General features: G+C 63.6%; 29 protein-coding genes. 15 read left to right on the forward strand and 14 right to left on the reverse strand.

What is annotated here, in order from left to right; genetic code table 11:
* Positions 1-5: 5 nt before the first annotated feature.
* Positions 6-518, reverse strand: a complete 513-nt coding sequence (locus CKW40_RS07740) for a YHS domain-containing (seleno)protein (protein ID WP_095199363.1) — start codon at positions 516-518, stop codon at positions 6-8.
* Positions 519-544: 26 nt separating this feature from the next.
* Positions 545-1216, reverse strand: a complete 672-nt coding sequence (locus CKW40_RS07745; protein ID WP_244571126.1) for an ankyrin repeat domain-containing protein — start codon at positions 1214-1216, stop codon at positions 545-547.
* Positions 1217-1654: 438 nt separating this feature from the next.
* Between CKW40_RS07745 and CKW40_RS07750 the strand changes: the two genes are divergently transcribed.
* From CKW40_RS07750 to CKW40_RS07770, 5 genes are all read left to right on the forward strand, one after another.
* Positions 1655-2266, forward strand: coding sequence for a rod-binding protein (locus CKW40_RS07750; protein WP_179297874.1), 612 nt, complete (start codon positions 1655-1657; stop codon positions 2264-2266).
* Between the two features lie 13 nt (positions 2267-2279).
* Positions 2280-2705, forward strand: a complete 426-nt coding sequence (locus CKW40_RS07755) for a hypothetical protein (RefSeq protein WP_095199366.1) — start codon at positions 2280-2282, stop codon at positions 2703-2705.
* Between the two features lie 130 nt (positions 2706-2835).
* The gene (locus CKW40_RS07760) at positions 2836-3372 is read left to right on the forward strand and encodes a hypothetical protein (RefSeq protein ID WP_095199367.1); all 537 of its coding nucleotides are present in this window, start codon (positions 2836-2838) and stop codon (positions 3370-3372) included.
* Positions 3373-3575: 203 nt separating this feature from the next.
* A complete protein-coding gene (locus CKW40_RS07765) occupies positions 3576-3860 on the forward strand; it encodes an SCP2 sterol-binding domain-containing protein (RefSeq protein ID WP_013529756.1) in 285 nt (94 codons plus the stop codon).
* A gap of 260 nt (positions 3861-4120) precedes the next feature.
* Complete coding sequence (locus tag CKW40_RS07770; protein ID WP_244571127.1) at positions 4121-4960, forward strand: hypothetical protein; 840 nt, start codon at positions 4121-4123, stop codon at positions 4958-4960.
* Here CKW40_RS07770 and CKW40_RS07775 read toward each other — a convergent pair.
* The gene (locus CKW40_RS07775) at positions 4928-5500 is read right to left on the reverse strand and encodes a GNAT family N-acetyltransferase (RefSeq protein WP_095199368.1); all 573 of its coding nucleotides are present in this window, start codon (positions 5498-5500) and stop codon (positions 4928-4930) included. The genes CKW40_RS07770 and CKW40_RS07775 overlap by 33 nt on opposite strands.
* 99 nt (positions 5501-5599) lie before the next feature.
* The gene (gene odc2, locus CKW40_RS07780; protein WP_010911321.1) at positions 5600-6733 is read right to left on the reverse strand and encodes an ornithine/lysine decarboxylase; all 1134 of its coding nucleotides are present in this window, start codon (positions 6731-6733) and stop codon (positions 5600-5602) included.
* Positions 6734-7275: 542 nt separating this feature from the next.
* Here odc2 and CKW40_RS07785 point away from each other — a divergent pair.
* From CKW40_RS07785 to CKW40_RS44565, 5 genes are all read left to right on the forward strand, one after another.
* Complete coding sequence (locus CKW40_RS07785) at positions 7276-8472, forward strand: amidase (protein WP_095199369.1); 1197 nt, start codon at positions 7276-7278, stop codon at positions 8470-8472.
* A 3-nt stretch (positions 8473-8475) separates the two neighbouring features.
* A complete protein-coding gene (locus CKW40_RS07790; RefSeq protein WP_095199370.1) occupies positions 8476-9375 on the forward strand; it encodes a LysR family transcriptional regulator in 900 nt (299 codons plus the stop codon).
* Between the two features lie 199 nt (positions 9376-9574).
* A complete protein-coding gene (locus CKW40_RS07795) occupies positions 9575-10243 on the forward strand; it encodes a DUF1007 family protein (RefSeq protein WP_095199371.1) in 669 nt (222 codons plus the stop codon).
* Complete coding sequence (locus CKW40_RS07800; RefSeq protein ID WP_095199372.1) at positions 10240-11469, forward strand: nickel/cobalt transporter; 1230 nt, start codon at positions 10240-10242, stop codon at positions 11467-11469. The genes CKW40_RS07795 and CKW40_RS07800 overlap by 4 nt, the downstream gene beginning before the upstream one ends.
* A gap of 140 nt (positions 11470-11609) precedes the next feature.
* Positions 11610-11963 (forward strand): hypothetical protein, encoded by a 354-nt coding sequence (locus CKW40_RS44565; protein WP_244571128.1) that lies wholly within the window; start codon positions 11610-11612, stop codon positions 11961-11963.
* A 14-nt stretch (positions 11964-11977) separates the two neighbouring features.
* On the opposite strand, the gene denD is transcribed toward CKW40_RS44565, so the two are convergent.
* The 4 genes from denD to CKW40_RS07825 all read right to left on the reverse strand — a co-directional run bounded on the left by denD (position 11978) and on the right by CKW40_RS07825 (position 14968).
* Positions 11978-12955, reverse strand: a complete 978-nt coding sequence (gene denD, locus CKW40_RS07810; protein ID WP_095199373.1) for a D-erythronate dehydrogenase — start codon at positions 12953-12955, stop codon at positions 11978-11980.
* A gap of 12 nt (positions 12956-12967) precedes the next feature.
* Positions 12968-13180: a hypothetical protein gene (locus tag CKW40_RS07815; RefSeq protein ID WP_095199374.1), complete on the reverse strand. Its 213-nt coding sequence runs from the start codon at positions 13178-13180 to the stop codon at positions 12968-12970.
* Between the two features lie 89 nt (positions 13181-13269).
* Complete coding sequence (locus tag CKW40_RS07820) at positions 13270-14256, reverse strand: cation diffusion facilitator family transporter (RefSeq protein ID WP_439330973.1); 987 nt, start codon at positions 14254-14256, stop codon at positions 13270-13272.
* A 25-nt stretch (positions 14257-14281) separates the two neighbouring features.
* Positions 14282-14968 (reverse strand): GNAT family N-acetyltransferase, encoded by a 687-nt coding sequence (locus tag CKW40_RS07825; protein WP_095199376.1) that lies wholly within the window; start codon positions 14966-14968, stop codon positions 14282-14284.
* 83 nt (positions 14969-15051) lie between these two features.
* Here CKW40_RS07825 and CKW40_RS07830 point away from each other — a divergent pair, with 83 nt between their 5' ends.
* Positions 15052-16236 carry a pyridoxal phosphate-dependent aminotransferase gene (locus tag CKW40_RS07830; protein WP_095199377.1) on the forward strand — a complete coding sequence of 395 codons (1185 nt, stop codon included), beginning with the start codon at positions 15052-15054 and terminating at the stop codon, positions 16234-16236.
* 150 nt (positions 16237-16386) lie between these two features.
* Positions 16387-16761: a YciI family protein gene (locus CKW40_RS07835; RefSeq protein ID WP_095199378.1), complete on the forward strand. Its 375-nt coding sequence runs from the start codon at positions 16387-16389 to the stop codon at positions 16759-16761.
* Between the two features lie 33 nt (positions 16762-16794).
* Here CKW40_RS07835 and CKW40_RS07840 read toward each other — a convergent pair whose 3' ends face one another.
* Positions 16795-17550 carry an SDR family oxidoreductase gene (locus tag CKW40_RS07840; RefSeq protein WP_095199379.1) on the reverse strand — a complete coding sequence of 252 codons (756 nt, stop codon included), beginning with the start codon at positions 17548-17550 and terminating at the stop codon, positions 16795-16797.
* On the opposite strand from CKW40_RS07840, the gene CKW40_RS07845 reads away from it, so the two are divergent.
* Complete coding sequence (locus CKW40_RS07845; RefSeq protein ID WP_095199380.1) at positions 17549-17809, forward strand: hypothetical protein; 261 nt, start codon at positions 17549-17551, stop codon at positions 17807-17809. The two genes, CKW40_RS07840 and CKW40_RS07845, sit on opposite strands and share 2 nt — an antisense overlap.
* A gap of 42 nt (positions 17810-17851) precedes the next feature.
* Here the strand turns inward: CKW40_RS07845 and CKW40_RS07850 are convergent, their stop codons facing one another.
* On the reverse strand, positions 17852-18589 hold the full coding sequence (locus CKW40_RS07850) for a tellurite resistance TerB family protein (protein ID WP_095199381.1): 738 nt from the start codon (positions 18587-18589) through the stop codon (positions 17852-17854).
* Between the two features lie 118 nt (positions 18590-18707).
* Positions 18708-19637, reverse strand: coding sequence for an oxygen-dependent tRNA uridine(34) hydroxylase TrhO (gene trhO, locus CKW40_RS07855; protein ID WP_095199382.1), 930 nt, complete (start codon positions 19635-19637; stop codon positions 18708-18710).
* A gap of 231 nt (positions 19638-19868) precedes the next feature.
* Here trhO and CKW40_RS07860 point away from each other — a divergent pair, with 231 nt between their 5' ends.
* Entirely contained in the window at positions 19869-20507 is a 639-nt protein-coding gene (locus CKW40_RS07860; protein ID WP_095199383.1) for a 2-dehydro-3-deoxy-phosphogluconate aldolase, read from the forward strand.
* 12 nt (positions 20508-20519) lie between these two features.
* Here the strand turns inward: CKW40_RS07860 and CKW40_RS07865 are convergent, their stop codons facing one another.
* On the reverse strand, positions 20520-21269 hold the full coding sequence (locus tag CKW40_RS07865; protein ID WP_095199384.1) for an SDR family NAD(P)-dependent oxidoreductase: 750 nt from the start codon (positions 21267-21269) through the stop codon (positions 20520-20522).
* A 130-nt stretch (positions 21270-21399) separates the two neighbouring features.
* On the opposite strand from CKW40_RS07865, the gene CKW40_RS07870 reads away from it, so the two are divergent.
* A complete protein-coding gene (locus tag CKW40_RS07870) occupies positions 21400-22293 on the forward strand; it encodes an AraC family transcriptional regulator N-terminal domain-containing protein (protein ID WP_095199385.1) in 894 nt (297 codons plus the stop codon).
* Positions 22294-22385: 92 nt separating this feature from the next.
* On the opposite strand, the gene CKW40_RS43690 is transcribed toward CKW40_RS07870, so the two are convergent.
* Together CKW40_RS43690 and CKW40_RS07880 are read right to left on the reverse strand one after the other, a co-directional pair.
* Complete coding sequence (locus CKW40_RS43690) at positions 22386-22562, reverse strand: hypothetical protein (protein WP_095199386.1); 177 nt, start codon at positions 22560-22562, stop codon at positions 22386-22388.
* Positions 22563-22741: 179 nt separating this feature from the next.
* Entirely contained in the window at positions 22742-24577 is a 1836-nt protein-coding gene (locus tag CKW40_RS07880) for a peptidoglycan L,D-endopeptidase MepK (protein ID WP_179297875.1), read from the reverse strand.
* Between the last annotated feature and the right edge of the window lie 413 nt (positions 24578-24990).

The following is a 24990-nucleotide window of genomic DNA, read 5'->3' on the forward strand; positions in this document are numbered from 1 at the left end:
CGACTTCAGTTGGCATGCGATCGGGCCTCGAATTCTTTCGCTTCGACTGCGGGCCATTCGGCATTGGCCTTCGCAATGACAGGGGCCGGGTTGGCATCGAAGTCTTCCTCCAGGCCCTCCCTTCCCGAGAAAAGGAAGAGCTTGCCATCGACGATGCGGAAGGCTGCCGGGTCAAGGTTCGCGGATGCCTCCTTTGCTGACATTCCTCCTGTGCAGAAGCCTCCGAACTGGGGGGCGTAGCGCACCGGCTCGGAAATGAAGGCATCGCGGTGCTGGACGCTGGCGAAATACCATGTCGCGCCGAGCCACTTCTTCGAGATATTCGGCGAACCCATGGTCGCACGACCGTCGGTGAAATACGCCACCGGATCGTAGCCCTGTATGGCGACGTCGCCGAAATATCCAGTGTTCACCCCGTCGCCCGCGTAGGATGCGTCAACGCCGAAGAGCAGGAGAGACGCGGTGGCGACTCCGGCGCAAAGCAAACCGTCAAACGTTCTGGAACGGTTCTCTGTCATGTTCTCCTCCAGTACCTTTCTCGATGTCAGTTGCCGAGGGCGATGCACACCTTGTACGACGACCCCATCGTTTCCTTGGGTTGGCATTTTGCGCCGTGCTTCTTGAGCAAAACCATCACGTCGGTGCTCTGAAAGAATGTCGCGCGGCTGAGAGGCGTGTACCCGTATTCCTGGATTGCCTCGACCTGTGCGCCGCGCGAGATCAACAGCTCCGCGATGGCCGACTGGTTCTCTTCTGCTGCCACATGCAGCGGCGTGATCTTGTGCGTGCTCAACGCGTCGACCTCGGCCCCGTGGTCGAGCAGCAATTTTGCGATGTCCAGGCTTCCTGAATAGGCTGCCGCATGCAGCGCGGTGAAGCCGCGATCGTTACGGGCTTCTATGTCGGCCTTGGCCTCGATCAACGCAACGGCGACATCGGTCTTGCCGGCAAGCGCCGCATCGATCAGCGGGGTCTCGCGACTCTCATTGCGATCATTCACATCGGCGCCGTCTGCCAGGAGCGCGGCGACCTTGCCCGCATCGCCCTCCCGCGCAGCGTCGTGGAGCGGCCCGCCAGTCGCCGCACCACCAGAAATTCCGAGCCAGAAAATGCACGCAACGAACGCAGCAAAGCAGACGAGCGGATCCGAGCCTATTCCGAGGGGCGTGACCCTCAGCGAGGCCATCGGCAACCGGATTCGCTTGGTGACGGTCACGACAAACCTCCGAGCGACGTTCGCTCGCAGACCGATTTATGAGGCAGTCTACTCCTTTCGGCGCCCGGAGGCTATGGATTGCGTCATTTCACCAAGGGGTAACGGCGATGCGCTCTAGGAGATTCTTTGCTCTAGATGGGAAAGGCAGCCTCGCCCGCTTCTGCTTCTGCTTCTGAACCCAGCGCATTACGTCCGCGCGCCGCTTTCATGCGCCATAGCAATGTCCGGATTGGGTCAGGTCATGACGCTGCTAACGCCGAGCATAATGTCCGCTCTTGAAGATTCGCAGCCTGAAGCTGCCAGTCCGCTGTCGGCGCACTGCGGTCATTCGAGAATGGGTGGCGGATGCCCGCTCCAGCCCGAAGCAGCCGCCTGATCCCCACATTCCGCCTCCCCGCACCCCTCTCCCCCGCAAGCCTGCCACAAGCTTGTTGAGGCATGATCTGGCTAAGGAAAACCGGCAAAAGGCGGACTTTCTTGGCGATTTCTCCACCCAGCGACATTGTTATGGATGTCGCCCGAGCTGCCGGTCCGATGGATATCGAGGCTGCCCGCGCCGCGCTGACCAAGCGCGCGGGTGGTGCCGCGGGCACGTTCTCGGTCGACACCGCGGCGTCCGTCGATGCCGGCTCGATCCTGTCGCGCGCCACGGCTGACAAGGCCGCCGCGACAGCCGATCCGGCCAAGAAATTCAAGAAGTTCGAGGCGATGGTCCTGCAGACCTTCATCCAGAACATGCTGCCCAAGGACACCGAGGGCGTCTACGGCACGGGTCTCGCCGGCGACATGTGGAAATCGCAGCTCGCCGAGCGCGTCGCCGACGTCATGGCCGAGCGCGGCGGCATCGGCATCGCCAAGTCGCTGCTCGCCGACCACTATATGGACGGCAAGCGCAAGGTGCCGATCGGCCCGGTCTCGAACGGACCGGAAAAGACCGAGATCGATCAGCAAACCCGTCTGTCCACCTCGCTCGTCCAGGAATTGCAGCGCAAGGCCGCCAGGTCGATGACCGGCGACGAGACAACCATAAAAACAGACATCAAGATCTAGACTGGGAAACGCCATGGCCGACTCTTCCGAATTCACCGCCAACCTGCCGGCGCGCACGACCGCGTCGGAAGCTCCTATACCGTTCGCGCGGCCGGGAAACCTTGCCGCCATCATCGGCCGCATCGAGGAGGTGGTCGAGGAAGAGACCGCCGGCATCCGCCGCGATACCGGCTACGACCTCAAGGCGTCGAACGCCCGCAAGAGCCGCTATCTCTACGAACTGACCCGCGCCATGAAGGGCGGCAGCGAAGCCGAGTTCCTCGAACAGCACCGTGAGGGGCTGACCCGGCTGCGCCAGAAACTGGCGAAGAACGAGGCGGCGATCCTGGCGCATCTGAGCGCCGTCAACGAGGTCGCCAACCTGTTGCGCAGTGCCATCCAGCGCGCTGAAACCGACGGCACCTACTCCGCCGGCGAATTCGGCCGGATGAAAGGCTAGAGCATGATCCCGAAAAGTGGATGCCGGTTTTTGGAAAAGATCATGCCCAAACAAAGAGATAGAGCCCCATCCCGATTGAATCGGGATGGAACAGGCTCTAGCGCGCGATGATGTCGGGCTCGGGCTCTGAATGATCAAGGTCATCGCCATCGCGGTCTGGGTCTGCGCCGCCACGCTCGGCGCGGTGTTCTATTCGTTCCAGGCCGCCGGCGAAAGCGGCGTCGGCGAGAAACCCAAGCCGATGCTGGGCGGGCTGGACTACGTCAAGACCGACGTCATTTCGGTGCCGCTGATCCGCGACTCCAAGATCGGTGGCTATTTCCTGGCCAAGCTCGTCTACACCGTCGAGCCGGAGCAGATAAAGAAACTGTCGATTCCGGCCGAGGCGCTGATCACTGACCAGGTTTACAGCTACCTCTATTCCAATCCCCAGATCGACTTCACCAAGAAGGCGACGATCGACCTCGATGCCTTCCGCGCCGCGATCCGCGACACCGTAAACGCCCGCGTCGGCTCAACCCTGGTGCATGAGGTTCTGATCGATCAGGTCAATTTCCTGAGCAAGGACGAGATCCGCGACAACTGGCTGCGCCGGCGGCAGGATGCCCCCACCGCAGCGCCCGAGACGGCCAAGCCGGCCGAAGCGGATGCGCCGCCTGCCCACTGACCACCGGTGCCGCCCGACAGATTGCCTGGTGCGGCGATAGGAACCAGCCTCCAGGATTCGCGTTGACGTAAACGTCAACCCGCCGCTATATGCGGCAGCGATTGTAATCGCCTCAGAGGCAGCATGGGCTTCGGTCGGACCGAAGCACCGTCGCGCGACAGATGCAACCAGACAAGTAGATGCAACCAGACAGGGAGAACAGCGTGAGCGTTCAGGAGATTGCCGAGAAGATCAAGTCGCGCGTGGCCAGCAGCGGGTTTGATCGTTCCGTGAAATTCGACACCGGCAGCGACGGCGTCATCGTCATCGACGGCGCAACCGTTTCGAACACCGATGCCCCCACCGACTGCACCATCAAGCTCTCGCTCGACGATCTGGATTCGCTGATCGCTGGCGACCTGAACCCGACCATGGCGTTTATGACCGGCAAGATCAAAGTCGAAGGCGACATGACGGTGGCCATGGCGCTCAGCCAGTTGATCGGCTGACGGCTGTCGCAAGCCGTATGGCGGCTTGGACAGACATGAAATCAGACAGGGCCGAGCGCGCCGCATGATCATTTGGACGCGCTTTGGGCCTTGTCGGGACACCGTCTTCAGGACGGCACTTTCGTTCCACGGGCTTCGGCAATCTTGGCACGAAACCTTCACGCGGCAGAGAACCGCAAGCCGCTCATACCTTTGATTGTGACATCATCCATTTAGTCTGACCTCGGCTCCAGAAGAGCGGCAAAGCAGCGAGGTCGGTAATGAATTTCCATAGTGTTCGAGCAGTGGCGCGGGCGGTGCTGATCGCTGCCCTGGTTTCGGTGACGGCGGCCGCGGCCGCCGACGAACGTGTCCTGATTTCCTACGAGGCCACACCTTCCCTCGTCTTCGACCTGCCAAACCTGAAGACGGCCGGCTATGCCGACCGGGCTGCCTTTTCGGCTGAGGTGCTTGAGAAAATCGTGCCAAAGATTGTCGCCAGCATAGGCGTCGATCCGGCCGTGATCGAGACGGAAGTCACGCCGGGTGGCTACCTCCTCAAGACCAACGCCTCGCTGCAGACCGAGGCCGCGCTCGACGACGCGACCGCCGATCGTCTGGCCGCCGCCTTCGGCTACATTTTCCACCAGCACAGCGTGCTCGTCTCTCGACTGGACGACAGCAGCGGCAGCACGGGCTTCGTCACCGTGCGCTTCCCCAAGGATACGCTCGACGCCACCGTGGCACAGCGTTTCTTCGAAAAGGCCGATGCCGTGGAAAAAGGCCTGGGCGGTGGCTACACTGCCTTTGGCGACGAGCAGATTTTCCTCAATGTCGTGGACGGCAACGGCAAGCCCTATAGCGGCCTCGACAATGCCGCGTTTCTGGATGGGCTCAAGCGGACAGCGGCCGCGTTCGGGCCGCCGGCTCCGGAAGTCTCGGACTCCGGCACGGCGGCGGCCCGGTTCATCGGCAACGACTGGGACAAGGCCCCCAAAGGCGAGGACTATCTGGCCCGTCTCGGGGGCGTCGGTTCACCGGCGGTGACCGGCCTGGATGCCGTCGCGACCGAATATGCCGCGCTGGTTTCAGCCAGCGCGTTGCACTTCGGCTGGAACTGACAGCTTGCGGCCGGAAGCCTTCAGCGTGCCGTGCACGCCATCCAGCGCGCCGTCCACCAGTTCCAGCGCCAGCAGGCGGTGCCGCTCATAGGGGCCTGGCATCGCCAGCCGGCCTGTCTTGTCGGCCGAGAAGCCGAAGCGTCCGTAATAGGGCGCATCGCCGACCAGCAGGATTGCCGCGTGGCCGAGACGCGCCGCCTCAGCGATGGCGTGGCGCATCAGCGCCGAGCCGATGCCGGCATTCTTGAGCGACGGATCGACGGCGAGCGGGCCAAGCAGCAGCGCTGCCGGACCGCCCTCGCCCAGCCTGACATCCCACAGCCGCACCGTGCCGGCGACGCCGCCCGACGTATCGCGCGCGACGAAGGCCAGGCCTTCCGAGGGCCGGCGGCCGCGCCGCAGCTTCTCCGACGATTTTTTCCGCCGCATCGGCCCCATGGCGCGATCGAGCAAGGCTTCGCGCGCAGCTATGTCGACAACGGTTTCGGCGACCATTGCGAAGGCCGGCGCATGAGCTACGATTTCAACTGACATTTCCATTTCCACGATCCCTTCACGAGCGGAGATCTGTTCCACAAGCGAGACCCGGGTGGACGCCAAGCGCCCACCTGGGATGATCTGATCGGTTCTTTCGAACCGTCAGATCACGTAGGATCGGAGAGGCTCGAAGCCGTTGAACGCGACCGCCGAGTAGGTGGTCGTGTAGGCGCCGGTGCCTTCGATCAGCACCTCGTCGCCGATCGTCAGCGACAGAGGCAGCGGATACGGCGTCTTCTCGTACATCACGTCGGCCGAATCGCAGGTCGGGCCGGCGAGCACGCAAGGCGCGGTCTCCGAGCCATCATGGCGGGTAACCAGGGGATAGCGGATCGCCTCGTCCATGGTTTCGGCCAGACCGCCGAACTTGCCGATGTCGAGGAACACCCAGCGCACATTGTCGTTGTCGGCCTTCTTCGAGATCAGCACGACTTCCGACTTGATGACGCCGGCATTGCCGACCATGCCACGGCCCGGCTCGATGATGGTTTCCGGAATGGCATTGCCGAAATGCTTGCGCAACGCCGAGAAGATCGCCTGGCCATAGGCCTGGGCCGCCGGCACGTCACGCAAATAGCGCGTCGGGAAACCGCCACCCATATTGACCATCTTCAAGACGATGCCTTCCTCGGCGAGCGTCGCGAACACCTTCTTGGCGTCGGCGAGCGCACGGTCCCAGGCGGTCAGGTCGGTCTGTTGCGAGCCGACATGGAACGACACGCCATAGGCGTCGAGGCCAAGGCCCTTGGCATGGCGCAGCACGTCGACGGCCATCGCAGGCACGCAGCCGAACTTGCGCGACAGCGGCCATTCGGCGCCTTCGCCATCGGTCAGCACACGGCAGAACACGCGGGCGCCGGGAGCGACGCGGGCGATCTTCTCGACCTCCTCGACGCAGTCGACGGCGAACAGCCGGATGCCCAGCTGATAGGCGCGTGCGATGTCACGCTCCTTCTTGATGGTGTTGCCGAAGGAGATGCGGTCCGCGGGCGCACCCGCGTCCATCGCCATCTCGACTTCGGCAACGGAAGCGGTGTCGAAGGACGAGCCCATCGCAGCAAGGAGGCGCAGGATTTCCGGCGCCGGGTTTGCTTTCACCGCATAGTAGATCTTGGAATCGGGCAACGCCTTCTCGAAGGCGCGGAAATTGTCGCGCACGACATCGAGGTCGACGACGAGGCAGGGGCCGGACGGGCGTCGGGTGGCGAGGAAGTCGAGGATGCGCTGGGTAGCCATCGGGTTTCTCCAAACACGCCTTTCGGCGCGCACAAGGGTGCGGACGCGGGCTGTCGGCCTCGCGAACACGCGGTGGACAAAGGCGGGACGGAAATTCCATGGAACCAGCCGGTGGAGACCCCGGAACCATGAAACGCCGTCTCGCGGCGATGAACCTCGGCCTTGCCCGGCTTCGGTCCGCTTTGTCTGCCTTGGCTTGGATTGGGAGAACCCCGTTCCGCACTACCGGCAATGAAGGTGTGCCTCTTCAGTAACCCCGGTCTTTGGACAACCGGCAGAGAACCAGAAAGGCCCGCACCGTCGTTGCTTCAAGGTGTCCTCGGGCTGGCGGTTGGCCGCTAGACCGACTGGAGGGGTTGGCTCCAGTTACCTTACCGATTTCCCTCACCATTCGAGGATCGGCGGACACCCACAGGCACGTGCGACTTTGGGCAAGCGCGATATATGGCTGGTTGCCGTCACAATCAATAAAAATCGTATCCAAGGTTGTAAAATTTCTGGCATCGAACAATGTTGGGAGGACCGTATCCGGATATCGAACGATGACAGGCACGCACGGCCCCTACAACGCCTTCCTCGATCTTCGCCAGATGCCGGTGGCTCATGCCGAGCTCGGTCCGCTCGCCGGCCTGCGGCTGGCCGTTAAGGATATCTATGATGTCGCCGGCTACCGCACCGGCTGCGGCAATTCCAGGAAATTCGCCGAAAGCCATGCCGCCTCTCGCACGGCGCCTGCCGTGCAGACGATTCTCGATGCCGGCGCGCGCTTCGCCGGCAAGACGCAGACCGACGAACTCGCCTTCGCGCTGTTTGGCCAGAACGCGCATTTTCCGTTTCCGGTGAACCCTGCGGCCCCCGACCGCGTCACCGGCGGCTCGTCGTCGGGATCGGCGGCGGCGGTGGCGGGCAGGCTGGCCGACATCGCCACCGGCTCCGACACCGGCGGCTCGATCCGCGCGCCGGCGAGTTTTTGCGGGCTGATCGGTCTGCGCACCACGCATGGACGCATCTCGCTCGATGGCACGATGAAGCTGGCGCCGAGCTTCGACACGTTCGGCTGGTTCGCCGACGACATCGAGACTTATGAAACGGTCGGCAAGCTGCTGCTTGGCCGCGAACCGCACCAGCATTCCCTGGACCGCCCGCTGTCGCTCCCCTGGCTGGACGAGATGGTCGCCCGCCCCGCCCTTGCCGAGTATGCGAGGATGAAGGCACTGGCAAGCGCAGTGTTTGGCGCGCCGGCGACGCCGACGACGCGTTTCAGCTCTTCCCTTGACGACCTCTACTGGTGCTTTCGCCGGCTGCAGGCCAGGGAAGCCTGGGGCGTGCATGGCGACTGGATCATCAGCGGCGAGCGCGACCTCGGCCCCGGCGTCGAGGAGCGTTTCGGCTTTGGCCGTGCCGTCGATGACCGGACAGTGCAGGCCGAGAAAGTGCGCCGGCTGACCTTCCGCGGCGAACTCAGCGCCCTGCTCGGCAAGGATGGTTTCCTCGTCCTGCCGACGGTGCCGGGCCCGGCGCCCTATATCGACTCGACGCCGGAGCACTTCCAGGCCTATCGCGAGCGGGCCCTGCATCTTCTGTGCCTCGCCGGGCTCTCCGGCTTTCCACAGATCACCTTGCCCATCGGCTCGGTCGCCGGCGCACCGTTCGGCCTGTCGCTGCTTGGCCCTTCCGGCAGCGACATTGCCCTGATACGGCTCGGCCGAAAACTTCTCGACGCAGCACAAAGGGCCTGAACCATGGACACACTGACCCGCATGCGCGCCTTCATCGACGTCGTCGAGGCCGAAGGCTTTTCGGCGGCAGCGCGCAAGATCGGCCGTTCCAAGGCGCTGCTTTCGAAATATGTGCGCGAACTGGAGGACGAACTTGGCGCGCTGCTGCTGAACCGCACCACGCGCCAGTTCTCGATGACCGAGGCGGGCCACACCTATTACCGGCGCGCCTCGGAGATCGTGCGCGAGGTCGACAGCCTGGCGGACGCCGTGCGCGAATCCTCCGGCGACGTGCGAGGCAGGATCAAACTGTCGGCGCCGCGCACTTTCGCCGATGCGCCGATCGGCCAGTCGCTGATCGACTTCGCCAAGCAGCACCCCGACATCGTGCTCGACATCCAGCTCGACGATCGCTTCGTCGACCTGGTCGAGGAAGGTTTCGACCTCGCGGTGCGCATCTCGCGCCTGGAGAATTCGTCGCTGATCGCGAGACGGCTGGCGCCGTTTTCGATAAAGCTCTGCGCCTCGCCCGAACTGATCGCCAAGCATGGCATGCCGACGCGGCCGCAGGATCTCGGCCACATGCCCTGCATCGTCGACACCAATGGCCGCGGGCTGAACAACTGGGCGTTCAAGGGCGACAACAACGATCAGCTGAGCGTCGCCGTGTCCGGCCCGATCGAGGTCAACAGCCCGATGGCGGCGCGAGCCGCCGCCTTGTCAGGACTCGGATTTTGCATCCTGCCGGATTTCATTGCCGCGCCCGACCTCAAGAGTGGCCAGTTGGTGACGGTGCTCGACGACCGCATCCTGTCTGGCGGCGGCATCTTCGCCGTCTACCCGCATCGCCGCTATCTGCCGGCCAAGGTCCGCGTTTTCGTCGACTTCCTGGTGCAATGGTTCAGGACGCGTGAGGCCGCTTGACCTGCATCGGGCTCTTGTCGCGTGCATATCGCGGCCTCACAACCGCTGCGCACTTTTGGATGACATGCTTTGAGTTTGTGCGTGTCATAATCCCAAAACCGCTGCGCACTTTTGGGTGACACGCGCGGGCGGTCCCAATTTCGCCCCCTTTCTGGTAACCTTCGGTTCCTCTCCAAAGCCAAGGGAATCGCGACCGGGAATGCAACTCAAACGGCACGCAATCATACTGGCTTCGGCCTTGACGGCGACCTTTGCCGCTACGGGACCGGCTTACGTGCATCCGCACGTCTTCGCCGAGGCACGCCTAGACGTGATCCTGTCCCCGGATCACCAAAGTGTGAAAGCGCTGCGTCATCTCTGGCGCTTCGACGACCTGTTTTCGAGTACGGTGATGATGGAGTTCGACAAGAACTCCGACCTGAAGCTTGACGACAAGGAGCTGAAGGAGGTCGCCGACACCGTTCATGCCTCGCTGGCCGAATTCAACTATTTCCAGCTCGTCACGCAGAACGGCAAGGACGTGACGATGGTGCCGCCGCCACATCTGATGGCCAATTTCGACAACGACCAGCTGATCATCCTGTTCGAGTCCGAGCCCAAAGTGCCGATCAAGCTGACCGGCACGATCGACATCGGTGTCTACGATCCGACTTTCTACACGGCGATAGACTTCACCGAGGATTCCAACATCACGGTTGCAGGCCTGCCGTCGAATTGCACCAGCAAAGTGATCCGTCCGGATCCGGATGAGGCCATCAAAGAAAACCAGAAAACCTTGACGGATGCCTTCTTCAACGATCCGACAGGCACCGACATGAGCAAGATCTTTGCCACCAAGCTTGAACTGACCTGTCAGCCAGAAGGATGAAGCCGGTGACGAAACCGTCCCTGCGTTTGGCATTCGGCCTGTTGGCCCTCGCCTTTGTGTCGATGCATTTCGCCAACGCCGCGCACGCCCAGAGTTCGCTCGGCATCGGCGTCAATGACGGCATGGCGCCGACCACCGGTCCGTTCGCCCACATCCTGATGTGGATCAATCTGCGGCAGCAGGAATTCTACCGCGCGCTGGCGACAGCCATGAAGGCGATGCGCCAGGACAACAGCAAGCTCTGGGTGCTCATCGGCCTGTCCTTCGCCTATGGCATTTTCCATGCCGCCGGCCCCGGCCACGGCAAGGCGGTGATCTCGTCCTACATGGTCGCCAATGAAGTGGCGCTGCGGCGCGGCGTCCTGTTGTCCTTCGTCTCGGCGCTGCTGCAGGGCCTGACGGCGATCGCCGTCATGCTGCTCGCCTATTTCGTCCTGCGCGGCACCACCATCTCGATGACCGACGCGGCCTGGTTCATGGAGATCATGAGCTTTGCCCTCGTCACCCTGTTCGGCGCCTGGCTGCTGTGGCGCAAGCTCGGCCCGTCCATCCTGCGCCTGTTCGGCAGGGCGCCCGCCTACAGCCTGTCGGCGGCGCATGCCGGCCATTCGCACGGTGGCCATTCGCATGCAGGCCATTCTCACGCCGGTCATTCCCACGCCGGCCACTCACATGCCGCGCACAGCCATTCGGCGCATGCCCATTCGCAAGCGCTCCAGGTCCATGACGATCATGACCATGCGCATGACCATCATGATCACGCCGCGCATGACCACCATCACGACCATGGCGCGCACGATCATGCGCATCATGACCATGCACATCACGATCACGCGGCCGGCGAGGTCTGCGAAAGCTGCGGCCACTCGCACGCGCCCGATCCGGCACTGCTGTCGGGCGACCGCTTCGACTGGCGCACCGCCTGGTCGGCGGTGGCCGCCGTCGGCATACGCCCCTGCTCCGGCGCGCTGATCGTGCTGAGCTTCGCCCTGCTCAACGGGCTCTGGCTCGGCGGCCTGCTGTCGGTGCTGGCGATGTCGCTCGGCACCGCGATCACCGTCTCGGCGCTGGCAACACTTGCCGTGACCGCCAAGAACTGGGCGGTGTATTTCGCCGGCGACGGCCGCATGGGCAACCGCATCCACTCAATCGTCGAGATCGGCGGCGCCGCCTTCGTCTTCCTGTTCGGACTGCTGCTGCTGTCGGCGAGCCTGACCGGCGCCTGAGTAGCGTCAAGTGTCTGCTCTGAGCTCCTGATTCCGTCTGTCAGGCTCTCCAACTTGCCATTTCTCAGAATGGCGAAGAGACTATTTTAACGAGTTGTCGTCTTTCGTGTAAGCGTGTCAGGCTCGTGCGGTATCTCGCAATGAACAAATTCTTCAGGATGTTTTTGTTGCGTATGACGCTCGTCATCCCGGCCGTCGTTGCAGGAGTGGTATTTCGCCCCTTTTGGCGATCTGCCTGGGGACTACCCACATTTGTTTTTCTCATCTGGGTCGCAACGTCAATAGCAATAATTTGGATGGGAAAAGGGACCCGACATTCCTTCTTTTTCGGGATCATCGTAGGGAGCATTTTTGCATTGTCTCTTGTTGCGGTAGCTCTTACCAACAGCGCACTTGTCGGAATAGGGTTATTGCTGGCTTTGCTTTACGTGGGAGCAAAGACGAAATTCTTCGCGCGGTGGATCGAAGAAGCAAATTTTCGTCCGAAAAAATAGGGCGGCAGCAGATTTCAAACGCCATCCTTGCCGCCTAGTTCATCCTCGATATGCGCGCGGATGATCTCGTCAAAGCTTCTCTCGGCGCTGAAGCCGAGCTCCCTCGACCGCCGCGCCTCGAACCGGGTCGGCCAGCCCTTCACGATAGCCCAGATCGTTTCGTCCGGCACCTCGCGGATCAGTCCCGCCGTCTTCGATCCGGCGATGCGCTCCAGCGCCTCGATCTGCTCGCCGACGGTGACGGCAACACCCGGCATCGTCAGATTGCGGCGCGGACCGACGGCAGCACCGTCGATCCCGGCCGCATGGATCAGGAAATTCACCGCTGAGCGCGGGCTGGCATGGGTGTGCACGACAGAGCGCGGCACCGGCAGGATCGCCTCTTGCCCGCTCAGCGGCTCGCGGATAATGCCGGAGAAGAAGCCGGAAGCCGCCTTGTTCGGCTTGCCGGGCCGCACACAGATCGTCGGCAGGCGGATTCCGATGCCGTCGAAGAATCCGCGCCTGGAATAGTCGGCGAGCAGCGCCTCGCTCATCTGCTTCTGCGTGCCGTAGGAGGTCAATGGCGTTGGATGGAATTCGTCCGGGATGACATCCGGGAACGGCGCGCCGAACACGGCGATCGACGAGGTGAAGACGACGCGCGGCGCAAAGCCCGCCAGGCGAATGGCATCGAACAACGCCCGCGTGCCGTCGAGATTGACGCGATAGCCAAGATCGAAATTCGCTTCCGCCTCGCCCGACACGATGCCCGCGAGATGGAAGACGACATCGGGGCGCGACGCGACCAGGCTTTCGGCGGCACCTGCCTCGGCAAGGTCGCCGGTATGGGTGCTGATGCTGACGCCATCCATCGCCGGCGCCTGCGGCGGCACGATGTCGTGCAGATCGAGCGCGGTGATCTTTTTGCCGCGCAGCGTGCCGTCCTTTGCCAACCGGGCGATAAGTTTGCGGCCGACCATGCCTGCGGCGCCGGTGATCAGAATGCGCATGTCAAAATTCCCTTACTTGCCCTGATTTTTGCGCTGGGTGCGCGCGCGCAGCCAGAACACGAGGAAAAACGCCAGCACGAAGACAATGCCGAAAATGCCGGCGAGCACGGTCGAAAGACTGCCGAGTGCCAGCATCACGGTCGGCAGGTAGAAGGCGGCAATGCCGAACAAAAGCATGATCCACAGCGCCGCGATGGCGGCATTCCTGGTGTCGCGGTCCATCATGCAGCTCCGGGGCAGCGGGCATTCGTCAGGCTGGCTTTCAAAGCTGTGGAACTCCTGAGGCAAGGCCGGTCGATGTCAATGGACCGAACCTAATGGTAGTGGCTGTGATGCGGGGCCGCATCATGCTCATGCTCGTGGTCGTCGCCCTCGTCGGCGCATTGGCCGAATTCCGGTTCCACGGTGGCATGGCTGATGCCGTGCTCGCTGGCAAGCCGCTTCTTGATGGTGCTGACCGCCTGATGTGCATCGACGCCCTCGTCGAGGCAGGCATGCAGCGTCGCCATGTTGCTTGACCCATCGATCGACCAGACATGCATATGGTGCACCTCGCGCACGCCTGGGATCGTCGTCTCCAGGTCCTTGGCAACCAGATCCCGGTCGAGGCTTGGCGGCACGCCTTCGAGCAGCACATGGGCGGCGGCGCGCATCAGCGACCAGGCCGTCGACAGGATCAGCAGCGAGACCAGCACTGACAGGATCGGGTCGATCGGCGTCCAGCCGGTGGTAAGGATGACCACTGCCGCCACGATCGCCGCCGCCGAGCCGAGCAGGTCGCCCAGCACATGCAGGATGGCGCCACGCATGTTGAGGCTTTCGCGGTCGCCACCATGCAGCACCAGGAAGGAGCCGATATTGACCAGCAGGCCGAGGATCGCCACCACCAGCATCGGTCCGCCCAGCACCGGCGCCGGTGTGAGCAAGCGATCCCACGCCTCGTAGACGATCCACAGCGCGATGACGAAGATGGCAATGCCATTGGTGTAGGCGACCAGCGTCTTGACCCGGCCGAAGCCATAGGTGAGCTGGCCCGTCGCCGGCCGCCCCGCAAGATGGAAGGCATACCATGCAAGGCCGAGCGCGATGGCATCGGCAAGCATGTGACCGGCATCGGCAAGCAACGCCAGCGACCCGGTGAAGAGCCCGCCAAGCGCCTCCGCCACCATGAACCCTGCCGTCAGGCCGGCCGCGATCAGCACACGCTTCTTGTCGGTCGAGCCATGCACATGGCCGACCCCATGGTCGTGTCCAGCGTGATCGTGTCCGCTATGGTCGTGGGAATGCGTATGCGCCAAAATGGCAAACTCCCTTACGCGCCGAAGCTTACGCCCCGAACTCCGCGCGACAATCCTCGAGCCGTCGTTTCTGCTGGCCGGCGCCGTCGAAATTGGCCGGATCGAGCCACGCTTCATAGGCCTGGCGCAAGGCCGGCCATTCCTTGTCGATGATCGAATACCATGCGGTGTCGCGGTTTTCACCCTTGACGATGAGGTGCTGGCGGAAAATGCCCTCGAACTTGAAGCCGAACCGTTCCGCGGCCCGCTTCGACGGCTCGTTGCGGTTGTTGCACTTCCATTCGTAGCGGCGGTAACCCAGTTCGTCGAAGATGTATTTCATGAACAGGAACTGCGCTTCAGTCGCCGCCGGCTTGCGCGAGATGAGCGGCCCCCAATAGATGTTGCCGATCTCGATGACGCCGTAAGCCGGATCGATGCGCATCAGCGTCTGGCGTCCGGCGACCTTGCCGCTCGCCTTGTCGATGATGGCAAAGAACAGCGGATCCTCGCTGGCCTCGACCTTGTCCAGCCAGGGCTGGAAGGCGGCGCGGGTTTCCGGCGGATAGTCGGGCAGCCAGGCGAAGCGGCCGCCGACATCGGAGACGGAAGACACCTCATAGAGCCCATCACCGTGTTTTGCGGCGCTCAGCGGTTCAAGCCTGATATAGCGGCCGTCGATCGCCTTGCGCTCCGGACGCGGGCGTGGCTGCCAATTCGCGAGATTTTCCGACACCAGACACTCCAATCCGTTTGACTTTTGCGGGCCGAAGCTCACAAAAACGCAACCCCACAGTAAGAACCACACGGACGGGAAAAATGCTCCACACGATTTCGGCCTTCGACCGTCTCGGCGAGGAAAACGCCTTCGCGGTGTTGGCGAGGGCGACGGCGCTCGCCCAACAGGGCCGCGACATCGTCAATCTCGGCATCGGCCAACCCGACTTCAAGACGCCGCAGCACATTGTCGAGGCGGCCATCAAGGCGCTTCGTGACGGCCACCACGGCTACACGCCCGCCAACGGGCTGCTGGCAACGCGCGAAGCGGTGGTTCGGCGCACGTTGACCACCACCGGCGTCGAGGTGTCGCCCGAGACGGTGATGATCCTGCCCGGCGGCAAGCCGACCATGTTCGCGGCGATCCTGATGTTCGGCGAGCCCGGCGCCGAGATCCTTTATCCGGACCCCGGCTTTCCCATCTACCGCTCGATGATCGAGTTCACCGGTGCGGCGCCCATTCCGGTGCCGATGCGCGAGGAGAACGGCTTTGCCTTCTCGGCCGAGGAGACGCTGGCGCTGATCACCCCGAAGACCAGGCTCTTGATCCTCAACTCGCCGGCCAACCCGACCGGCGGTGTGACGCCACGCGCCGAGATCGAGAAGCTGGTCAAGGGCCTGAAGAAGCACCCTGATGTCGCCATCCTCTCCGACGAGATCTACGACGTCATGACCTATGACGGCGAAACGCATTGCTCGCTGCTCGCCTACCCCGAAATCCGCGACCGGCTGATCGTGCTCAATGGCTGGTCCAAGACCTGGGCGATGACCGGCTGGCGCATGGGCTGGTCGATCTGGCCGAACGGCGACAAGGGCGCGCATCTCTATGACAAGGTGCGCAAGCTGGCGGTCAATTGCTGGTCCTGCGTCAACGCGCCGAGCCAGTTCGCCGGCATCGCGGCCATCGACGGCCCGCAGGACGACGTCGACATCATGATGCGCGCCTTCGACCGCCGCAGGAAGGTCGTCGTCGAGGGCCTGAACGCTCTGCCCAATATTTCCTGCATCACGCCCAAGGGCGCGTTCTATGCCTTCCCCAATGTCTCGAAGACCGGCTGGAAGGCAAAGAAGCTCGCCTCCGCTTTGCTCGACGAGGCCGGCGTCGCGCTGATCGGCGGCCCCGATTTCGGTATTCTCGGCGAAGGCTATGTCAGGCTCTCCTACGCCAACTCCGAGGAAAACATCTTGCGCGCGCTGGAGCGGATCGGAGCGTTCCTGGCGAAGTAGACCTCAAAGCAGGCCGGAACCCTTCCGGATGGTTTGCGACCGGCTGCCATGTCGATGTCATGAGCCGTCCGGAGGCTCGCGGCCAAGACTGTGCGCGCATGTCGGGAACGGTTACGGTCCTGAGATCAGGATCGAACCGGGGTGCCCTAGATGTTCTATGCAATCCTTGCCTATCATGTGGAAGAAGCGATCAAGGCGCTGACGCCGCAGGAAGATGCGGCACTGATGGCCGAGTTGCTCGGGATCACCACCCAGCTTCGTGAGGAAGGCACGCTTGGACCGTCCGCGCGTCTGGGGGCGACGCAGGATGCCTTCACGCTGCGCGGCCCGGGCGACGGCGTGATCATCGACGGCCCTTTCGCCGAGACCAAGGAACAATTGCTCGGCCTCTATGTCGTCGACTGCGCCGCGCGGGACGAGGCCATCGCCATCGCCCGCGACCTTCGCCGCGTCAATCCGACCGCTGTTTACGAGATCAGGCCCATTGTGCTGTTCAAGCCCGGCGTACCGCTGGCGGAAAAGTGAGCCAGCGGCAGTAGCCCTGCCCGCGCCCACCGCTCACCCACGCCCGACGAACGGCATCTTGGTCGCCATGACGGTCATGAACAGCACATTGGCGTCGAGCGGCAGGCTGGCCATGTGGACGACGGCGTCGGCAACGCGCTGGACGTCCATCACCGCTTCTGCGGCGATCGAGCCGTTGGCTTGCGGCACGCCGACGGTCATCGGCTGCGCCATGTCGGTCAGCGCGTTGCCGATGTCGATCTGGCCGCAGGCGATGTCGTAGGGGCGGCCGTCGAGCGCCAGCGTCTTGGTCAGCCCGGTAATGGCATGCTTGGTCGCCGTATAGGGCACCGAGCCCGGGCGCGGCGCATAGGCCGACACCGAACCGTTGTTGATGATGCGGCCGCCCATCGGCCGCTGCTTGCGCATGGCGCCGAAGGCGGCCCGGGCGCACAGGAACGAACCGGTGAGATTGACGCCGACAATATCGTTCCACACCTCGACCGGGATCTCGTCGATCGGCGTCGATTTGTAGCCCATGCCGGCATTGTTGAAGAGCAGGTCGACACGGCCAAAGGCCTCCGCCACCGTCTCGAACAGATCGTCGACCTCGCCGGCCTTGCTGATGTCGCAGGCCACCGCCAATGCCTTGGCCTCGGTCGGCCCCGTCTCGGCGACCGCGGCGTCCAGTACCGATTTGCGGCGGCCGCAGAACACCGTGTTCCAGCCGGCCTTGAGCAGCGCCGTGGCAACGCTCTTGCCGATACCCGTGCCGGCCCCGGTGACGATGGCGGTTCTTTCCTCGGTCATGGCAGGTATCCTCCGGCAGCGCCGCGCGTGCCCGACTGATTTTCAGGGATTTGGCTCGGCAGAAGGCATCGCAAATGACGGCAGCGATGGCAAGCTTAGCCGCCAGGGCATGCCCCAAAAAGTGGAATCCGGTTTTCGGATAAAGCCCCAGCAAGGGCCGACAAAAAGGGCGGTCATTGGCGACCGCCCTGATCTGAACCGGGCTTGGGAGGAGGAAAAGCCGATCCGACTGTATAGAATCATGCGCTTCCTGAGTTAACGCGGGGTTAACGCCGGAATAGCGGCCTGTCCCGATCTGACCCTACCAGCGCGGATTGGGCGAGGTCCCTGCTTTGGCCGGCACCTTGGCCGCCGAAACCGTCGCCTCGACATGGTCGACCAGCGCGTCCGGCAGGCCAAGCCGGCCGGCAAGCAGGTCGAGATAGCCGCGCTCGGCGCGCGTGTCGGGATCGATGGTGAGGCGCGACGCCGTGTAGAGTTCGAGCTTCTGCGCGTCGGTCTTGGCCTCCGCCACCAGCGTGTCGAGATCGAGCGGGCTTTCCAGCTCCGCCATCAGAAATTTCTCGGCATCGGCACCAATCCCCGCAAGGCTGAGCTTGCCGGCAATCTTCTTGCGCTCCTCGTCGTCGACATGGCCGTCGGCCTTGGCCGCCGAGATCATTGCCCGCACCAGGGTCAGCGTGAACTCGTCCTCGCCCTGCGGCGCCTGCGACGGGTGGAAGGCGGTGTCCTTGGGCGGCGGCAGCAATTCCGGTTCGCCGGCGACGGGCGCCTGCTCCGGCGCGTTGCCGGCCTTGTAGTTCTGGTAGGCCTTATAGGCGAGGCCGCCGATCGCGGCCAATCCGCCAAGCTTCACCGCTGCACCGGTCACTTCGCGGCCAGCCCCTGTTCCAAGCAGCACCGCCGCCAGCGCACCGGCGGCCAGCGGATTGTCCTTGGCCATCTGCACGGCCTGGCCCGCCTTGTCGCGGACCGTGCCGCTGGTGCCGGGAATTTGCGAGCCGAGCAGATCGTCGAGAAGCTTCTTGGGATCGAACATTCAGTGCCTCCAGCTTTTGCCCGGCCGAACGGGCAGGTTTCGAACGCCGAAGACGTAGGTCCCGAAACTTGACATTGCAATGACGGGACGCCGCTTTGCCGGGGTTCTGGTGCCCGCATCAGGACCCGATATGCGGTCCCTTACCCCGCGCCTCAGCGAGCTTGACCTGCCGCTGGCGCTCGGCATAACGCTGACGGTCTTCGTCGGTACGAGCGTCGAAACAATGCGGGCAAGAGACGCCGGCGGCATATTTCGGCGACGCCAGCTCGCTGGGCGTCAGCGGATGGCGGCAGGCACGGCACAGTTCCGCATCGCCTTCGGCGAGACCGTGCGACACCGAAACCCGCTCGTCGAAGACGAAGCACTCACCTTGCCACAGGCTTTGCTCGGCCGGGACCTCTTCGAGATATTTGAGGATGCCGCCCTTGAGGTGGAACACATCCTCGAAGCCGAGCGACTTGACATAGGCGGTCGCCTTTTCGCAGCGAATGCCGCCGGTGCAGAACATCGCCACCTTGCGGCCTTCGAGCTCCGCCCGGTGCGCTTCCACCCAGGCCGGGAATTCGCGAAAGCTCGCCGTCGCCGGATCGACCGCGCCCTTGAACGTGCCGATCGAGACCTCGTAAGCGTTGCGCGTGTCGATGACGATCGTATCGGGCTGCGAGATCAGCGCGTTCCAATCCGCAGGCACGACATAGGTGCCGGCGCTCGCCACCGGGTCGATGTCCCCGACGCCCATGGTGACGATCTCGCGTTTCAGCCGCACCTTCATGCGGTGGAACGGCATGTCCGCGGCTGTGCTGTACTTGACTTCGAGGCCCGCCAGCCCGTCGATGGTCTCGATATAACAGATCAGTTCGGCGATCGCTGCTTCGCTGCCGGCGACGGTGCCGTTGATGCCTTCATGCGCCAGAAGCAGCGTGCCCTTGATGCCGCGTCCGCAGCAGAAGGCCGCAAGCGGCGCGCGCAATTCGTCAAAGGCATCGAGCCGGGCAAACCGGTAAAGCGCGGCGACGCGGACAGGCTCTGATGGCGCGGACAGTGTCATTGTCAGAGCAACTAGACGCTCGTAGAAGCCGATTCAAGGCGAAACGGGGTTGGCGGATGTCATGGTGCTGTCGGGGAAGGCCGCGTAAAACTGTCCGGCGGCGCGTGACATCGCGACGCGACCGGTTTCGTGGACAGGCAAACACCCGTCTGCTAATCGGTTGAAATGCCCTAGAGCCCGTCGCGCGACCGAGGTCACTTCTGGGCGCCATGTATCAGGATGGAGAGACAGATGCCCAGCAAGACCGAAAAACTCCTGTCGCTCCTCAACGGCCAGCCGGTCATTCCGGTGCTGAAGATCGATGATGTCGCCAACGCGGTGCCGCTGGCCCGTGCCCTGGCGCGCGGCGGCCTGCCGGCGATCGAGATCACGCTGCGGACCGCCGACGCGCTGGAAGCAATCCGGCGGGTGGCGGCCGAGGTCGAGGAAGCCATCGTCGGCGCCGGCACCATTCTGGACAGCAAGCAGTTCGACGAGGCAACCAGCGCCGGTTCGCGCTTCATCGTCAGTCCCGGCATCACGCGCGAGCTTCTGGCGGCAGCCGCCGACAGCGAGGTTCCGCTGTTGCCCGGTGCCATCACGCCCGGCGAGATCATGGCCGCGCGCGAGGCCGGGCTGCGCTTCCTGAAATTCTTCCCGGCCGAGCAGTCGGGCGGCATCGCCTCGCTGAAGGCCTTCGCCTCGCCGCTGGCCGATGTCAAATTCTGCCCGACCGGCGGCATCACCGGCAAGAACGCCGCCGACTACCTCAGCCTGCCCAACGTCATCTGCGTCGGCGGTTCCTGGGTTGCGCCCGACGACATGGTCAAGGCCGGCAAGTGGGACGAGATCGAAGCGCTCGCACGCGCTGCCAGCCAGCTCCGGAAATAATCGGGTCTTCGCTCACCACGGCAACGGACCGTTTTCATCGAAATACCCGCCCGTGGGGCCGCCGGCCTTCAGCGTCGCTAATTGCACGATGATGCCGGCGGCCTGCTGGACGGTGCGACGACCTTTGCCGGCGTTGAGATCCGTCGCGGTGTAGCCAGGAGCAGCGGCGTTGACCGCGATGCCGCGCGGCGCGAGTTCCCTGGCAAAGGCCACCGTAACGGCATTGAGCGCCGTCTTGGAGCTGCCATAACTCAAGAGAAGCGGTGACTGGCTGTCGCCGGCCGCACGCGCAATCGAACCGATATAGCTGCTGACCATGACGATGCGGGCGGCGGGCGCCGCCAGGAGCAGCGGCAGGAAAGCCTGGGTGACGCGAACCGGGCCGAAGACGTTGACATCATAGGTCTCCTTCATATCAGCAACACTTTCCCGGCTTGGCTGCCGTTCGTAGCGACCGTCCGGGCCGAGCGCGTCGACATAGCCAAGGGCAACGCCGGCATTGTTGACCAGGGCATCGAGACCGGACACACGCGCAGCCATGGTTCTCGCCGCGGCCGCCACGCTGTCGTCGCGGGTGACGTCGAGCTCGAGCCATTCGACATCGAGCCCTTCATCGCGAAGTGTCTGCGCCGCGGCCTCCCCGCGCTCGGCATCGCGGGCGCCGAGCCAGACCTTGAACTCCATGGCCGCCAGCCGGCGAGCCGTCTCAAGGCCGATGCCCTTGTTGGCGCCGGTGACCAGCGCATTCATTTTCGTCGTCATGTCCGTGTCTCCTTCTTGGTGATCTGGATATGACGTGCGCCGGCCAATTTCGCGCGCCGGATACTCGCGTCCTCTTGCCTAATCCTCTCAACAGGTTGCGCGGCCTGCATGGATCGGCAATACTGAAGACATGGAAGAAGCCTTGCAGGAATTGATCACCATCGCCGGCCGCCATGCGCATGGGCGGCGCACCAAAACGGCCATCCCGCGCGTTACCATCGGCCGCAGCGAGGTTGCGACCCCGCCATTGCCCGAGCTTTGCCAACCGACGGCGCTGTTCGTGCTTCAAGGGACGAAGACAGTGCTGATCGGCGACCGCACGCTGCGCTATGGCGCCGGCAGCTATTTCGTCTATGCGGTGGAGACGCCCGCCACCAGCCAGCTGATCGAGGCGAGCAGCACCTGCCCTTACATGGCCATCGCCTTCGCCCTCGATATCGAGCTGATCGCCAGCCTGCTTATCGACCACAAGCCGGTAGTCGACGGCGACAGCTTCGTGACCAACCGGGCTGATGACGAATTGGTCGATGCATGGCGCCGCATGCTGCGGCTGCTCGACCGTCCGGCCGAGATTCCGGTGCTGGCGCCCATGCTCGAACGCGAGATCGCATTCCGTTTGCTGCAAGGTCCGCAAGGCGGGAAGCTGCGCCAGCTGGCGCGCGCTGACGGCCGCCTGTCACAGATCCGCCGCGCCACCGGATGGATACGATCGCACTACAACGAACCCATCGATGTGACGGAACTGGCCAAGCTCGCGCATATGAGCAACGCTTCGTTTCACCGCCACTTCAAGGCGGCGACCGCCATGAGCCCGATCCAGTACCAGAAGCAGGTCCGTCTGCTGGAGGCGCGTCATCTGCTGATCGTGGAGCCAGGCAGCGCCGCGCGCGTCGCGTTTGCCGTCGGCTATGAAAGCGCATCCCAGTTCAGCCGGGAATATGCCCGCCATTTCGGACTGCCGCCGGCGCGTGACGCCGCGCGGCTTCTGGCCAGGGGCGAAGCCGCCACGCTGGAAATCGACTGATTCATCTCGCCCAAAGTGACTACACGCTACCAATGAAAAGCCCGGCCGGCTCGCGCCGACCGGGCCAATTCTCCGGATCCATCGGTTCCGGATCAGTGGCAGACCTTGACCGTCTCGGTCACCCTGTGATGGTGAACCCAATGCGTGACCAGCTTGGTCCTGCAGTGATGCCGGCCATTCTTGATGATCACGGTTTCGGCTTGCGATGGAGCGATCGCGGCCGATGCTGCAACCAATGCCAGAACGGATGCCAGTAGAATCTTCTTCATGAATATCCCCAGGTTGGAACGTACGCACACTAACCCGGAAATGAGGGAGCCGTTCCGGCTTCACGAGAAGTTCAGCCGCGTGTGATCCGCAGGATCGCGGCATCGCATCTGCCGCACCCTGAAAAGCAAAAAGCCGCGCCGGTTGCCCTGCGCGGCTTCCGCTTTATCTGGACAGCCGGCTACTTCGTCTGGAAGCGGGCAACCGACAGGAACTTGACGGCGTTGCCGGTGAAGCGGCTGGGATCTGGCGCCTGGGCGTCGGTCTGGAAACCGGCCGTATAGACCTCGCTCGGCGGCGTATGCACGATATTGTAGGCGTAGCCCGGCGCCGTCGTCGCGCTCGAAACGGTGGCGACGTTATCGCCGCTGGTCAGCGCCCAGCGGGCGGCCTGGGGTGCCGCGGCCACCACCATGGCCCTGGGGCCGGGTTTCTGGTCACGGGCGGTCGCCCTGGCTTCCTTGCGGGTCGTCTTCACGCCGGCGCCGATCGCGGCGGCCGGATCGGAACCGGCCGGACGGGCGGCAACCGCCTGGCGCGGCGATGCGGCATTGACATCAGACGGGTCGTTGAAGGCCGAGCGCGGCTCTTCGGCCAGCGACGCAACCTTGTATTCGTCGGCATTGCCGACCTGCTTGTATTCGACGGCATTGCCGACCTGGGCGTTGGCCTCGTCGAGCACGGCCTTGACGGCGTCCGGCTTGGCCGGCTCGGGCCGCGCCGAAGGCAGCACCGAGAACGCATCGGTCGCGGTCTTGCCCTGGTCGGCCGTATCCGCCAGCGCCATCAGCACATCCTTGCTGGGCGGCGGGGCGAGTTCCGCCGGCAGCGTGCGTTCGGGACGCCATGTCGGCACGGGGATGTTGTTGACGGCAACCTGTGCCGGATCGGCCGCGGCAGCCGCCGTGACCGCCACGGGGTCAGCCTTGCCGAAAGGCATGTTCGCCGGCGCCTGCGCGGTCGCCACGGCCTGTTCGGTGGTCGACGTCGCGTCCGCCGTGGCGAACGGAACATTCTCAGGCTGCGCGCCGACATCGACCTTCGGCCGCGGCGCGAAATCGGGCAGCGGAATCTCCTTGGCCGGCAGCGCAGCGATGATCGTCTCCGGCGTATCCTTTTCCGGCTCCGGAGCCTGCTCGTCGGCAATCTGCGGAATGTTGGCGCGCTGCGCCTTCTCGGGCGCGACGATGGCGATGCCCGGCAGGTTGCTGCTCTTGGCGGCAGCAGTCGGCTTCAGGTTCCGAGCCTTGGGCGCGGGCTCTGCCGAAGCCGTCTCGACATCGGCGCTGTCGTCGGCTTCGTCGGAACCGCCGCCACCAAAGAGAGCAGACAGGAACCCACCCGACTTCTTACCGCCGCCGACACTGGCCATCTCGACATTGGGCGTACCCGAACCCTTGCGTGCCTTGTAGGCCGCCATTGCCTGTTCATAGCCGGGCAGCGGCCGGCCGTCGCTCGGCACATGCAGCGTCTTGCCGTTGGGGAACAGGCTGACCAGTTCCTGGCGGCTGATGCCGGGCCAATGGCGCACATTGCCAACATCCATATGGACGAAAGGCGAACCGGAGGTCGGATAGTAACCGACGCCACCGCCCTGCATCTTCAGGCCTATGTTGCGCAGCTTCTTCAGCGGCACGCCGGGAATATAGAAATCCATCGCCTTGCCGAGCATATGCTGGCTCTTCTCGGCGACGCCCCGGCTGCGGCTGCGCAGCATCGAGTTGGTCGCCGGCGAACGGTAACCGCAGACGACCTGGATATAGTCGGTGGCGCCGCTTTCACGATAGGCCTCCCAGACCAGGTCCAGCAGGCGCGGATCCATCTTGGTCGGCTCGTTGCGGCGCCAGTCACGCAGGATGATGTTGATCTTGCGCAGGCCCTCGGGATCGTAGCGGCCATTGCGCTTGTAGACGATCTCCGCCTTCTCATGCGTGTGGAGGTGGTAGAGCTTCAGCGAACGAACTTCGGCCTGGGCGCCGGTGGCGGCCGCGGCAACAAAACCAAAAGCGACAATCATCGCTGCCAGCCATCTCGGCCAGACGCTCAAATGATCATGACGCCCGTTTCTGAGTCGTTCGATTCTGTTCAAATCAAAAGGCCTTGCAGGCTGCCGTTTGTCCCCGGATTTGCCCAAACGGATGTGTCGTTTTCACATCCGAATATCGATCCTAATGGTTAATCATCGCTTATTGAAGCCGAAATGCGGTAACACCATGGCGATATCCCGTCAAAAATTGTTCACAAGACTTCTTGGTAAACCGCTGGTTTAGATCAGGATTCCGGCTTTGGCCGAACACGATCTGTTACCGTTAGCCTTAATGCGTGAACAGAGCTGTCCACAGGCTCGCCATATTCCAGCCGAAACCCCCGATACAGGGCCAATTCTGCCATTGCAAGCTGGTCCCGGCCTTGCATCCAATGCATGTCACC

It is taken from the genome of Mesorhizobium carmichaelinearum, assembly GCF_900199455.1.
GTDB classification, from domain to species: domain Bacteria; phylum Pseudomonadota; class Alphaproteobacteria; order Rhizobiales; family Rhizobiaceae; genus Mesorhizobium; species Mesorhizobium carmichaelinearum.

Bases quoted from the DNA above. Each gene is read 5' to 3' on its own strand.
- CKW40_RS07760 (WP_095199367.1), top strand. From the start codon at position 2,836: ATGATCAAGGTCATCGCCATCGCGGTCTGGGTCTGCGCCGCCACGCTC.
- denD (WP_095199373.1), bottom strand. From the start codon at position 12,955: ATGCGCATTCTGATCACCGGCGCCGCAGGCATGGTCGGCCGCAAACTT.
- CKW40_RS07850 (WP_095199381.1), bottom strand. From the start codon at position 18,589: ATGTTCGATCCCAAGAAGCTTCTCGACGATCTGCTCGGCTCGCAAATT.
- CKW40_RS07840 (WP_095199379.1), bottom strand. From the start codon at position 17,550: ATGACCGAGGAAAGAACCGCCATCGTCACCGGGGCCGGCACGGGTATC.
- CKW40_RS07785 (WP_095199369.1), top strand. From the start codon at position 7,276: ATGACAGGCACGCACGGCCCCTACAACGCCTTCCTCGATCTTCGCCAG.
- CKW40_RS07755 (WP_095199366.1), top strand. From the start codon at position 2,280: ATGGCCGACTCTTCCGAATTCACCGCCAACCTGCCGGCGCGCACGACC.
- CKW40_RS07775 (WP_095199368.1), bottom strand. From the start codon at position 5,500: ATGGAAATGTCAGTTGAAATCGTAGCTCATGCGCCGGCCTTCGCAATG.
- CKW40_RS07860 (WP_095199383.1), top strand. From the start codon at position 19,869: ATGCCCAGCAAGACCGAAAAACTCCTGTCGCTCCTCAACGGCCAGCCG.
- CKW40_RS07770 (WP_244571127.1), top strand. From the start codon at position 4,121: ATGAATTTCCATAGTGTTCGAGCAGTGGCGCGGGCGGTGCTGATCGCT.
- CKW40_RS07795 (WP_095199371.1), top strand. From the start codon at position 9,575: ATGCAACTCAAACGGCACGCAATCATACTGGCTTCGGCCTTGACGGCG.
- trhO (WP_095199382.1), bottom strand. From the start codon at position 19,637: ATGACACTGTCCGCGCCATCAGAGCCTGTCCGCGTCGCCGCGCTTTAC.
- CKW40_RS07790 (WP_095199370.1), top strand. From the start codon at position 8,476: ATGGACACACTGACCCGCATGCGCGCCTTCATCGACGTCGTCGAGGCC.
- CKW40_RS07880 (WP_179297875.1), bottom strand. From the start codon at position 24,577: ATGATTGTCGCTTTTGGTTTTGTTGCCGCGGCCGCCACCGGCGCCCAG.
- CKW40_RS07830 (WP_095199377.1), top strand. From the start codon at position 15,052: ATGCTCCACACGATTTCGGCCTTCGACCGTCTCGGCGAGGAAAACGCC.
- odc2 (WP_010911321.1), bottom strand. From the start codon at position 6,733: ATGGCTACCCAGCGCATCCTCGACTTCCTCGCCACCCGACGCCCGTCC.
- CKW40_RS44565 (WP_244571128.1), top strand. From the start codon at position 11,610: ATGAACAAATTCTTCAGGATGTTTTTGTTGCGTATGACGCTCGTCATC.
- CKW40_RS07835 (WP_095199378.1), top strand. From the start codon at position 16,387: ATGTTCTATGCAATCCTTGCCTATCATGTGGAAGAAGCGATCAAGGCG.
- CKW40_RS07750 (WP_179297874.1), top strand. From the start codon at position 1,655: ATGATCTGGCTAAGGAAAACCGGCAAAAGGCGGACTTTCTTGGCGATT.
- CKW40_RS07865 (WP_095199384.1), bottom strand. From the start codon at position 21,269: ATGACGACGAAAATGAATGCGCTGGTCACCGGCGCCAACAAGGGCATC.
- CKW40_RS07800 (WP_095199372.1), top strand. From the start codon at position 10,240: ATGAAGCCGGTGACGAAACCGTCCCTGCGTTTGGCATTCGGCCTGTTG.
- CKW40_RS07815 (WP_095199374.1), bottom strand. From the start codon at position 13,180: ATGATGGACCGCGACACCAGGAATGCCGCCATCGCGGCGCTGTGGATC.
- CKW40_RS43690 (WP_095199386.1), bottom strand. From the start codon at position 22,562: ATGAAGAAGATTCTACTGGCATCCGTTCTGGCATTGGTTGCAGCATCG.
- CKW40_RS07870 (WP_095199385.1), top strand. From the start codon at position 21,400: ATGGAAGAAGCCTTGCAGGAATTGATCACCATCGCCGGCCGCCATGCG.
- CKW40_RS07845 (WP_095199380.1), top strand. From the start codon at position 17,549: ATGGCAGGTATCCTCCGGCAGCGCCGCGCGTGCCCGACTGATTTTCAG.
- CKW40_RS07740 (WP_095199363.1), bottom strand. From the start codon at position 518: ATGACAGAGAACCGTTCCAGAACGTTTGACGGTTTGCTTTGCGCCGGA.